The organism is Planococcus halocryophilus (genome assembly GCF_022489025.1).
GTDB classification, from domain to species: Bacteria; Bacillota; Bacilli; order Bacillales_A; family Planococcaceae; genus Planococcus; species Planococcus halocryophilus_A.
Map to the genome: position 1 here is coordinate 13,037 of NZ_JAKVTG010000001.1, position 11,887 is coordinate 24,923.

General features: G+C 38.2%; 10 protein-coding genes. 5 read left to right on the plus strand and 5 right to left on the minus strand.

Annotated elements, in window-relative coordinates:
- Nucleotides 1-216: 216 nt before the first annotated feature.
- Both MLE13_RS00060 and MLE13_RS00065 read right to left on the minus strand, forming a co-directional pair.
- Nucleotides 217-3,345 (minus strand): efflux RND transporter permease subunit, encoded by a 3,129-nt coding sequence (locus tag MLE13_RS00060; RefSeq protein WP_240747441.1) that lies wholly within the window; start codon nucleotides 3,343-3,345, stop codon nucleotides 217-219.
- Nucleotides 3,346-3,363: 18 nt separating this feature from the next.
- Complete coding sequence (locus MLE13_RS00065; protein WP_240747442.1) at nucleotides 3,364-4,182, minus strand: TetR/AcrR family transcriptional regulator; 819 nt, start codon at nucleotides 4,180-4,182, stop codon at nucleotides 3,364-3,366.
- Nucleotides 4,183-4,422: 240 nt separating this feature from the next.
- On the opposite strand from MLE13_RS00065, the gene MLE13_RS00070 reads away from it, so the two are divergent.
- Nucleotides 4,423-4,944, plus strand: coding sequence for a GyrI-like domain-containing protein (locus tag MLE13_RS00070; RefSeq protein ID WP_240747443.1), 522 nt, complete (start codon nucleotides 4,423-4,425; stop codon nucleotides 4,942-4,944).
- A 70-nt stretch (nucleotides 4,945-5,014) separates the two neighbouring features.
- Here the strand turns inward: MLE13_RS00070 and MLE13_RS00075 are convergent, their stop codons facing one another.
- Nucleotides 5,015-5,485 (minus strand): competence protein ComK, encoded by a 471-nt coding sequence (locus tag MLE13_RS00075; RefSeq protein WP_240747444.1) that lies wholly within the window; start codon nucleotides 5,483-5,485, stop codon nucleotides 5,015-5,017.
- A 238-nt stretch (nucleotides 5,486-5,723) separates the two neighbouring features.
- Here MLE13_RS00075 and MLE13_RS00080 point away from each other — a divergent pair, with 238 nt between their 5' ends.
- Both MLE13_RS00080 and MLE13_RS00085 read left to right on the plus strand, forming a co-directional pair.
- Nucleotides 5,724-6,242, plus strand: coding sequence for a sigma-70 family RNA polymerase sigma factor (locus tag MLE13_RS00080; RefSeq protein ID WP_240747445.1), 519 nt, complete (start codon nucleotides 5,724-5,726; stop codon nucleotides 6,240-6,242).
- A gap of 58 nt (nucleotides 6,243-6,300) precedes the next feature.
- Nucleotides 6,301-7,569: a sensor histidine kinase gene (locus tag MLE13_RS00085; RefSeq protein ID WP_240747933.1), complete on the plus strand. Its 1,269-nt coding sequence runs from the start codon at nucleotides 6,301-6,303 to the stop codon at nucleotides 7,567-7,569.
- Nucleotides 7,570-7,600: 31 nt separating this feature from the next.
- Here MLE13_RS00085 and uvsE read toward each other — a convergent pair whose 3' ends face one another.
- Nucleotides 7,601-8,473, minus strand: coding sequence for a UV DNA damage repair endonuclease UvsE (uvsE, locus tag MLE13_RS00090; RefSeq protein ID WP_240747446.1), 873 nt, complete (start codon nucleotides 8,471-8,473; stop codon nucleotides 7,601-7,603).
- A gap of 148 nt (nucleotides 8,474-8,621) precedes the next feature.
- Here uvsE and MLE13_RS00095 point away from each other — a divergent pair, with 148 nt between their 5' ends.
- Complete coding sequence (locus tag MLE13_RS00095) at nucleotides 8,622-9,041, plus strand: GNAT family N-acetyltransferase (protein WP_240747448.1); 420 nt, start codon at nucleotides 8,622-8,624, stop codon at nucleotides 9,039-9,041.
- Between the two features lie 66 nt (nucleotides 9,042-9,107).
- On the opposite strand, the gene MLE13_RS00100 is transcribed toward MLE13_RS00095, so the two are convergent.
- Nucleotides 9,108-9,866, minus strand: a complete 759-nt coding sequence (locus MLE13_RS00100) for an NRDE family protein (RefSeq protein WP_240747449.1) — start codon at nucleotides 9,864-9,866, stop codon at nucleotides 9,108-9,110.
- A gap of 263 nt (nucleotides 9,867-10,129) precedes the next feature.
- Here MLE13_RS00100 and MLE13_RS00105 point away from each other — a divergent pair, with 263 nt between their 5' ends.
- The gene (locus tag MLE13_RS00105) at nucleotides 10,130-11,803 is read left to right on the plus strand and encodes a diguanylate cyclase domain-containing protein (RefSeq protein ID WP_240747450.1); all 1,674 of its coding nucleotides are present in this window, start codon (nucleotides 10,130-10,132) and stop codon (nucleotides 11,801-11,803) included.
- Nucleotides 11,804-11,887 lie beyond the last annotated feature (84 nt).

Genomic DNA, 11,887 nt, shown 5'->3' on the forward strand with positions numbered 1-11,887 from the left:
AGAAATAATTTAATTTTAATAAAAAAGATAAAAATTTGAATTTTATTGTGTTTAATTCGTTTGAAGGTGCGGACTTCGCTGTTTGGGGTGTGGTTATCACGCTGCGAGGTGCGGACTTTGCCATTTGAGGTTCGCTCTTGACCAATTAAGGTGCGCTCAGTTAAAAATAGGCATAAAAAAACAGGCAGCTCATCCGCGTGAGCTGCCTGTTTTAAATTAATTGACTTTTTTCTTGCGGAATTTCGCTACGACTTCGTAAACAATTGGTACGATGACCAACGTGAGAAGAGTCGAGCTGATTAACCCGCCGATTACAGTAATTCCGAGGCCTTGAGAAATCAATCCTCCGCCTCCGCCTTCAACGCCAAGAGCGAGAGGAATCAATGCACCGATTGTAGCTAACGCGGTCATTAGGATAGGACGCAAGCGAGTCACGCCACCTTCAAGAAGTGCTTCGCGAGTACTGAGCCCAGCATCTTCCATATGGATCACTCGGTCAATCAAGACGATCGCGTTTGTGACAACAATACCGATTAACATCAATACACCAATCAACGCGTTAACACTTAACGCTTCACCAGTAATCCACAATGCGACAAGAACACCAATCACTGTGAATGGTAGGGAGAACAGGATTGAGAACGGTGCTAATGCGCCGCCGAATGTTACAACCAGTACAAAGTAGACAATTGCAATGGCTGCAAGCATAGCAAGACCTAGTTGCGTAAACGATTCGTTAATTTGTTCCGTTACACCACCATGATCTGTTGTCACTCCAGCTGGTAAATCAATTTCAGCAATTTGCTCATCAATTTCAGCAGTGATTTCAGCAGCGTTATTGCCAAGAACATCTGCCGTTAAAGAAGCAAACATTTGGCCATCTCTACGATTAATCGTATCTGGAGATTTGCCTTCTTCTACGGTCATCACATCGCTGACTTTAACAGAAGTTCCAAGAGCTGTTGGAATTTCTACAGCAGTAACATCTTCAATTCCAGTGTATTCGGTTTCTTCTGTTTCAATATACACATTAATGTCTTTGTCTTCATGAGTAACTGTCGTTAAGACCGGTGCTTCACCGACACTACTTAAAGCCATGCCAATTTGTGCGGCAGTCAATCCATTTTCACTTAAGCTTTGTTGACTTGCGACCAATGTGAATTGATCATAAGCATCAGTTAAGCTAGATTCTGTGTTTTCTAAACCATTATTGTCTTCCATGAATGGCTGGATTTCTTTAATCGCAGATTGAATATCTTCTACATTATCGCCATAAACGAATAATTCTAAGCCGTTTCCGCCTGTAGGAGCAAAGTCCATACTCGCCCATTCGCCAGATTCTGTAGAGCTATTTAAGTCTTCGATTAACTTTGTGCTTTCGTTACTGAATGCTTCAAAATCGTCATCGTATTCAATGTAGAACAATGCCGAGTTATTTCCAGCGCCTCCCATTGCAGACATTGGATTATCTCCACCAAGCGAATATTGATAAGACGTCACGCCGTCACGTTCGCTAATGGCAGATTCTGCATCAAGCGCGATGGCTTCTACATCTTCAAGGGTTTGTCCAGGTTCTGGGCTGTAAGTAGCCATAACCATCTTCTGCTCTTCTTCAGGTAAGAAACTCACACCAATCACTGGTACCAAGAATAAACTTGCTACAAGTACGAGTGAAGCCCCACCAAAAGTGATGATCTTATGATTTAATGACCACTCCAATATACGTTTGTAACTTGCGGCCATTTTCCCTGGCTTGTGTTCTTTTTGTGTTGATTTAGCAGTATCCATATTCGTTAATTGCTTGCGGTACATTAAATGCGCCATCATTGGAACAATGGTAACAGCGACCAATAGAGACGCTGAAAGTGCAAAAACAACTGCTAATGCAAATGGTAAGAACAATTCGCCGATTTGTCCGCTAACAAGTGCAAGCGGTAAGAATACGGCGATCGTAACCACAGTAGATGAAAAAATAGGTAAGAACATTTCGCGCGTCGCTTCACGTATTAATTCTTTGCCACGTAATTTCTCTCCCGGTAATGCCATACGACGATAAATGTTTTCAATAACAACGATTGAGTCATCAATAACGCGACCAATGGCAACCGTTAATGCCCCAAGCGTCATAATATTTAACGTGATATCCATTTGATTTAATAAGAAAATCGCCATTAACAAGGATAACGGGATTGAGATAATCGAAATTAATGTTGTTTTAAAGCTACGAAGGAATAGCAATATAATGACTACAGCAAATAAAATACCAAATAAGGCTTTGCTGAGCATTGTTTCAACAGATTTTTCGATAGGTTCTCCTTGGTCAAATGATGAAGAAACTGTCAAATTGTATTCGTCTGCCATACCTGAAACGATTTCTTGAACATCGTTTACGACTTCTACAGTATTCGCATCGGGTGACTTGATAATAGAAATACCAATTGCTTCTTCACCGTTCGTCCGTGAAATGGACTCTGCTTCACTGACAACTTGAATGTCCGCCAATTCACTCAGTGCAATCGTCGGAATCGCAGTTGGCGCAGCAACAGGTGGTTGTGCTTGAGGTGCGCTTGGTGCTTCAGTTGGAGCAGTAGCTGCAGCTTGAGGAACAGCTGGAATCTGCAATTTTTTTAAATCTTCAACAGATGTGATATCTCCGTCAATAACTAAGTTTTTCAATTCACCATCAAAATTTGTTAAGCCTAATGGAAATGTCAAATTCGATCCTTGGATCAATTGTTGAATTGTTTGTTCAGTCAAGCTATATTGAGCCAAAGCTTGCTGGTCAAAAGTCATCGTGACTTTTTGGATTCGCTGTCCGGAAACTTGTGCGTCGGATAAACCAGCTACACCTTCAATAGCTGGCAGAACATTGTCTTCGACGGTAGTTGTCAGCTCTTCCAATGATTTGTCGCTACCACTGATGCTCAATGATAGAACGGGAAAAGCATCCAAGCTTAGACGCGATACTTGAGGCTCATTGGCTGCTTCGGGAATCTCGATTTGTGATAAGGCACTTTCCAACTCACGAGTCACTTCATCCATATCAACTTCAAAATCATATTGTACTTGAATGGTTGAAGCGTTAGCCATCGAGGTAGATGTGATCAACTCTACGCCATTCATGTTTTGAATTCGTTGTTCCATAGGAACTGTGACTTCTTCCATAATTTCGTCAGGTGCTGCACCTGGATATACAGTAACGACTGTAACCGCTGGAAGTGTAATGCTTGGAATAGATTCTTGTTTCATCGTCAAGCCGGCATATAAACCAGCTACTACGACCATGACCGTTAAAATCCAAATCGCAAATTTGTTGTTTAGTGAAAAATTAATGATTTGTTTCAAGTTGTTTGCTCCTTTTCCTTAAATAAAATTTTCTAAATAGGCAACTTCATTTTTAATAAAAGAAAACTGCTTTAAGTAAACCAATAAAGCTTCAATTAAAAATGCTTGAGGTTCTTCTTGTTCGACTTGTTCTTTTAATAAATGGAGTGTTGCTAATAGCTTTTCTTGATTTGTCTCGGTAGCTTTAATCTTTTCAATAATTTGCTGGAATCCTTCTTCAATTGTTGCGGCCGGAGAACGAGCCTCATTTAGAACAGGTTCCATGCAGTCTAAGTTATTTACAACTGCATCGATTGTTGTTGTGATGAAATTAACGAGTTTAGCAATGGATACTTGTTTTTTTTCAAATACCAGCACGAAAATGTATTGTTGCATCAAACCTTCAAGAATTGCGACTAAATCAGGTAAAAATGGCTCGATGCCTGCCCCATAAGTGTCTAATAAAATAGTTTTATGTAGCGTAATGGTGGACTGTCTCAATTCCATAAAAACGTCTTTTAATGTTTCGCTTTCGGTAAGTGTGAAATCTTTAAATACCATCATGAAAAACTCATGGTTGGAAAGCGTACGTTCTATTTCAATCGCTAATTTCTTCTTGAAAATATCTTTGCTATCGTCTTCGAGGTTAGACTGTGAATTCGAAATTTCCATCATGATTTCTTGGTGATGTTGCTTTAAAATCTTGATAAAAAGTAATTCCTTTGAATCGAAATGCTTGTAAAAAGCGCCTTTTGAAATTCCAGTGGCCTCTGCGATTTCTTGCACAGAGGTTTGGTGAAAACCCTTTAAAGAAAATAGACGTACGGCATGTTTCATTAATTCTGTTTTTTTATCCATTAGACTCCTCCTGAACTGCATGGTCACATAAAGTGACTGATTGGTCAGCTGTTTTAGAGTATATAAAAAAATAGATAAAGTCAATTTGAATGTCTTGGATTTATTACATATTTAGTGATGATTCTTAAATTTCTTTAACATTGACAATTAGTTATTTCTTACTAAGCGATTAAAAAAGCCACTCTAGCGGGTATAGAAGAGAAAGTGATGCCTTTAATCGTTCAAAGAGGAGAGGGTTGAATGCTACAGAAATACATTAGTGAGCCATTTGTTGCAGAACGGACGGAGCAACCTTATGTTGGAATTCCGATTCTAGCAGGTCTGTCAGAATGGGAAGAGGTCAATGGACTTGTAGGCGAACTATTTGAGTGGTTAAAAACGCAAGGTACCAAACCAGCAGGAGCACCATTTTTTCGCTATTGGTGCATGGGGGATTCAGAAGGTAAGTACAACATGGAAGTCGGTGTACCGGTCAAACGTATGGTTGCGGGAGATCGACGTGTAGTGGTTGGGTATATACCAGGAGGTTCTTACGTAACCGCAATGCACAAAGGTCATCCTGAGAATTTGGAAAAGTCCCTCGAGGCTTTGGAACAATGGGCTATGCAGGAAGGGTTGGATATCGACAAACGTTGGGAAGGGGAAGCAGAAATTTGGAACGGGCGCTTTGAGTTTTATGTAACTGACATGGAGGTAGAAGAAGATTTAAACAAATGGGCTATTGAAATTGCATTTTTACTACTAGGGGACGACGCAGCATAAAAAATTTAAAGACACCTCTCTCTATACTGGACTGATGCCAGTATAGAGAGAGGTGTCTTTGCTATTACGATTAAGATTTATTTTTCTGACGAACATTGGAATAATAATAAATCATTTCATACATACGACTTCGTTGTTTTTGTAGGATGCCAATTGAGACATTGACTTCTGTCGAGACGTTGAACTCATCAAACAAGATGCGGGTCCTGTTTGGAGCGATAGTTTCGAGGCGGTAATGATGATTGAAAATCCATACGCAGTCTGGATGATCTGGAGACTTTGTGGGATAGGCGGCCAATCCATCTTCTGAGATGAGAAGTGTTGTTTTTTTATGTTGCTTGAGGTTATGGCGTGTTGCTTTTACACGGCCTTCGTATGTAGACGCAAACATCATACATGTTTTATCGATTAATGTTAGAACAGAGTGACGGGAATAAAACACGCCATCTTTCGTTGTAATCTGCGATTTTTTATCTTTTTCAAAATAATTTTCTACAAACAATACCGATCGATCAAGTAAATTATCATCATAATTCTTCACTATTAAAAACTCCCCTTTCTCAACACATGAAAATTTTACCACCTCCAACTTTAAGTGACAATATATTTTTAGAAAATAGATATTGTTCCGACTATTTACTTGCTCGAACAATTTGTTTAATGAAGAGAAACAGATAGTTTGTTAAAGAAAACGGCTTAATCGACGAGTGGCTTTCATGATTTTCATATCTTATTCTAGACTGACCCGGGAATCTACGAACGTTCAGAAGGATAAGACTATGAAAAATTTTGAAGAAGTAGCGAATCAATATGCGCCAATGATTTCAGCGATCATCCGTAAACTTCATATTTATCGTGATTATGAAAGCTTCCGTCAACTTGGGAATATCGCCTTATGGCAAGCATGGCAGCGTTTTGATGATGCTAAAGGAAACTTTACACCTTATGCATATCGTAGTATTCAAGGGGCGATGCTTGATGAACTAAAGAGAGAAACAAAGAGAAATGAACAGAGCAGTCATTGTGATAATGAGATAAAAGAAGAGAGTCCAGAGGAGTATGAAGAAAATCTGCCAGAATGGCTCGAAGTAAGCATGTTAAATGAGCATGAAAAATGGTTATTAGATGCACTTTATGTAAGAGGGTGTAGTTTATCAGAACTTGCTGTTGCAGAAAATATTTCGCTTGCAGGCATGAAAAAGAGACGACAGCGTCTAGTGAATAAGCTGAGAGAGACGACACTTCATCCTTATAAGAAGGAGAAAGTGCACAACAAAAAAGGTGGTAGGGAACAATAGGTAAATGTATACTTATAGAAACTAATGGAAAGAAGTGGAGATGGAAAATTTGGAAGCAATGATGACCGGCATGATCAACAATATCTTCTTCATTATCTTTCCGATTGTTGTTTATCAATTGCTGACGACAACAGGTCAACGGAACTTCTTTGTTAGTCATCGTCTTAGTTTGACCATTTTATTTTCTATTTCAATCATCCTATGTATGATGTTTCCTTATCAAGTTGTTTCAGAAGATTATATTTTTGATTTGCGTCAAGTACCAATGATTTTAGGGGCATTATACGGAGGACCGCTCGTATCAGCTGTGTTATTTTTAGTTGCAGCAATTACTCGAATAATAATCGGTGGAGACGGGATGTATATTGCGGTGCTTAATCAATTGGTTATTGCAGCAGGAGTACCTTTTTTACGTCCGATGTATATGCGCATTAATCGATTGATGAAAGTTGTTTTGGTATTTATCATATCAATTGTTTCACTACTATTTAATATGCTAGCAGGTTATTTCTTTTTTGGGGATCCAATTCATGACATTATCGGGATATGGCTGGTGCTGATGCTTAACCAAGGAGCTATTACTGCTTTAACGGCATTACTGATTGAACATATACAGCGTCAGGAGTATATGTATAATTCTTTACTCAAACACGAAAAGATGGAAACAGTAAGTCATTTTGCGGCAGCCGTTTCTCATGAATTGCGAAATCCACTTCAAAGTATTAAAGGCTTTGTTCAATTAATGAAAGAATATGATTATAGTCGTGATAAACAAATCGAGTTTCACGAAATGGTTTTAAACGAAATTGAATCTGCAGAAGATTTAATCGATGATTATCTTGTTTATGCAAAACCTACTTATGGTCAGTTGGAAGCTTCTAGTATTTCTTGTGAAGTCCAGCATGTATTGAAAATTATGATGCCTTACGCAAACGGAAAAGGTGTAGAAATGCATATTACGGAAATGGATGGGAATGCTGAGATTTTAATGGACCGTCATAAGTTTCAACAAGCCATAGTCAATATCATTCGGAATGGCATCGAAGCAATGCCGGATGGAGGAATGTTGGCTATTGCGATTAAATCGACTCCTGCTAAAGTAAGTGTCCACGTAACCGATGAAGGAATTGGGATGACAAAAGAAGAGGTACGACGATTAGGAGAGCCTTATTTCTCGAGCAAGATTAAAGGAACAGGACTTGGGATGATGGTCACATATAGCATTGTTAGCCAAATGAATGGCCATATCTTTGTAGATTCTGAAAAAGATAAAGGTACCGAATTTCGATTGGAATTCCCTAATCTTACAAATTCAACTAACAAATAAAACAGCATCCTCCGCGGCGGAGGATGCTGTTTTATTTGTTAGTAAAGTGATGGATAAAAGGAAGAACAGATTGTTCTTTTAGTTTAGCTTCGAACATAATATCAGCATCGATGCCATTTAATACGAGCAATAATTCTTCGAAGTCGGTTTCAGATACCAAATTATGATGGCGGAGGTCTGTAAAACCTTCTTTCCCTGTACTAATATGGACTTTTGGCTTGCCGTATCCTTGCCAAGTTTTAAGGATTTCTTTAAAATCTACGGATTCTCCGTCATTATTGCAATTATGGTGATGAATATCAAAGCAGACGGGTACCTCACACATCCGGTGAACATCTAAAACGTCGCGGATTGTGTAAGTTTTATCGTCATTTTCTAAACGCAATCGCTGACGAATACTAGGAGATAGTTCTAAGTAAACAGTAGCGAATCGTTGTTTGGCGATTTCTTTGTCGCCATATGCACCACCGGTATGGAGAATGATGTCAGTGCCCCCTAGCAATTGAATGAGTTTATCATGATACTCAAGATCTTCTATAGATTTTCGAACAACTTCAGGTTTTGGTGAATTAATGACTGTGTATTGACCGGGATGAACAGAAATTCTCATATTGTGCATTTCGACAAAAGATCGAATTTTTTCTGTGATGGCTAATACGTCCGGGTCTTCCCACCATATCCAGTCATTGATGGGATGGGTGGAAAGCGGAACAATTGAGCTAGAAGCTCGGTAAAAATAAATATCGTGTTCTAAATTCCAATGGATGACTTCGAGTGTGGTGTTCAAATTTTTTAGCGTCAATTCTTTTATTTTGTCAATACCTTCTGCTTCTGCAGTTGCTACACGCAAAGTTTTAAATACTGTTTTCAATTCTGTGTTCATACAGGCGTAACCTAATCTCATGCAGTTTCAGCTCCTTCTTTTAGGTATACCCTTTACCACCTCGTGCATTCCTGTTCTATCAACAAATCCAGTAATTATATAGGAAATATCGTGCCAAGCTAGGTATACTAGTAAATAGAAACGCTATTTATAAAAAAGGGGTGCTAATATGACTCGTTTAACATTGCATACGGGCTATCAAGAAGAAGAAACGTGTTTTATAAAGTATCAATTAATCAAACATAACAAAGGCAAAGTAGCTTATACAGAAGAAGAAAAAATCAACCTCATTTTAAAAGATGATGAAAAAAATATACTCGGGGGCCTTGTTGGTCATATCGATTGGGAATGCTTTTTTGTTGATATTTTATGGGTCGATGAGTCGTTACGCGGATTAGGAAAAGGACAAGAACTAATCCGTGAAGCTGAAGAGCTTGCGATTACAAAGGGCTGTCGATTTATCCGATTAGAAACATTCAGCTTTCAAGCACCAGAATTTTATAAGCGATTAGGATTTAAAGAAATGGGGAAATTAGAAGATTTCCCTAAAGGATATACGCATTATTATATGTATAAAGAGCTAAACTAACGAACAGCGCCAATCAAATGATTGGCGCTGTTCGTTAGTTTTGAGTAAACTCAATATGTTTTGCTATTAGTTGATTTTAAAATTAAATTGGATGTCTTCTTTAAACTGGCCATTTTCGAAATTTCTTTCGGCAAAGGTAAGTGTGTTATCATGAGAAACCAAAACGACAGTCGCAGAACGTGTGCCATAATCGGGTGTTTTGATAAAGATGGGCGATAACATTCGTTCTAAGTCTAAGCCGACTCCACTATCGGGAAGATGTGTGTCGGGTGCATGATCCGCGTCTGCCAAAATCGTAAAGAGCTCTTCTAAATCGGCCTTTTCTGTTTGGGCCATGTAGGATGCGAGTTTTTCTTTTCCTTTGGTAACCTTTGGCCATGGCGTATTCAAAAAATGGTTACTTAGTGAATGGGTGCCTGGGGGAATCTCATAAGATTCATGTTGAATATTGTTGTAGTAGAGCAACTTTTCAGCATCTCCCACTATAAGATTAAAGCCAGCATATTGCTTTGGGTCAATCGATTGTAGATATTCTTCTGGGGAACTTGTAGCAGCTAAAAAATTTTTGACGACAGCTCCTCTTGATAAAGGACCTGCTTCTAAATTTGTAGGGTTTCTAAAGTTTGTCAAAGCCGCAATGCGCCCCTGCTTCGTAACGCCTAACCACGTCCCTAACTGTGTCAAATCACGACCAGCCAATATTGAAGGTTCATCATCCCAAAAATGAGCAGGTGCAGCAGGACGACTATAAAATTCATCACGATTAGCGGCGATGATCAATTTATAGCTTGGGTGATTTCGAAATTGCAGATTTATCAGACACATAACTTTTCCCCTTTTTGATTTATTATATACAATAATTATCGTCAATGATAGAACAGCAACTTGTGAACAAATGAAGACTTATAGAGTAAACAATATTAAGCGAAGTATAACCATCGGGATTTTTAATGATTCTATAAAACTATATTTAGTGAATTTAAGTGAAAAAGTCAGGACTATAGATTCAATCATAAGTTTATTCTGTTATACTATTAAAAGAGAATTCTAAGGAATGAGAAATTTTAAAGTATTCAGGAGGTGAAATTATGGAGAAAGAAACAACTTCATTATCTTTTATGCGCATATTAATGGAAGGAATAAAAGAAATGGTATTTGTTGTAAAAGTTAATGAAGCCGAATCTTTCACATATGACTTTTTTAACCAAGCAGTATTAGAAAAAACGGGTTTAACTCCTGATTCTATAGGCAAGCCATTTAATGAAGTCTGTTCCGAAGAGATGGCAACTTTTTTATATGAAAAATATAAAGAAGTAATTGAAACCAAGAAAAAAACGAGTTATGAAGACTCTTTTTATTCTAAAGAAAATAGATTGTTGTATTCGGAAACGTTATTGACTCCTCTTTACGATGAGACGGGGAAATGTACGCATATTGTTAGTCTAGTAAAAGACATTACAAACGAAAAGAGAGCTAAGCTAGAAAGTGCAGAGATTCATGATCGCCTCGCAGAAAGCAGCGCACGTTACCAATCCTTGTTTGATAGTAATGCAAGTGCCATTTTCACTTTAGATTTTAATGGGCGTATAATAGGAGGGAATTCTGCGAGTTTAGAGCTTAGTGGGTATGTGAGGGAAGAGTTGTTAGAAGAGAACTTTGTTCGCTTTGTCAGTGTGGAAGATCAAAATCGCGCAAAAGAACATTTTCAGCTGTCGAAGTTAGGGGAAATGAGAGATGAACGGCTTCAACTTGCGAACAAGTCTGGTCAACTAATATCCTGTTTAGTGAAGTTTATCCCGATTAATGTAAAAGGAATAATCACTGGGTTTTATATGAGTACAAAAGACATGACTGAATTAGACGAAATCTCGGGACTTTATAAGGCAGGGGAAGAAAATTTTCAAATTATTGCTGAAAACGTTCACGATGTCATTGTCTTGATGGATCAACATCGACAGTATTTATACGTGTCTCCATCTTCTGAAAATATATTTGGTTTTAAAGCAGATGCTATTGTGCAAAAGGAAGCTTATTACCAAATACATGCTGATGATATCAAACGTGTAGGCAGTAGTTTTGATCATGCTGCTAAAAATAGTATTACTTTTCGCGAACAGCTACGTCTTATGCACAAAAATAGAGGATGGATCTGGACAGAAGTAGCAGGCACCCCTGTATTGGGAAAAGATAATAAGTTCAATCACATGGTGATTGTAGCTAGAGATATTTCAATTCAAAAAGAATACGAAAATCAACTCAAGCATTTTGCCTATATCGATACCCTGACTGAATTGCCGAATCGTCGTTATTTCCAGGAGTATGCAACTAAAAGATTGGAGATGGACAAAGAAAGCAGGGAGAAGTTGGCCGTTCTTATTTTAGATATAGATGATTTTAAGCAGATTAATGATCAATGGGGACATGAAGTTGGTGATGCGGTTATTCAAGAGTTTGGGCATCGCTTAAATCGCTGCATGTATGGTGAAAACATAGCTGCACGTTTAGGTGGAGACGAATTTATTGTTCTTTTGACTGAGGCAGAGAGCAAGGAAAAAGTGACGAAAATAACGGATGTCATATATCAGGCGATGAAAACACCAATTAACGTGCAGGAATTGTTCTTTGAAATTTCAATTAGTATGGGTATTACAATGACTCCCGAAGAGGGAGTATCTATTTCTACCATGATGAAGCGAGCAGATTTAGCAATGTATAAAGCAAAACGACAGGAAAAAAATTCATTTCACGTAAGTCCAGCATGAACCAATACGGTTCATGTTTTTTTGTAGGCGTTTGATAGTGAATACGAAATTATGATAGGTGGAAGGTATGTTTGAATTTTCAGA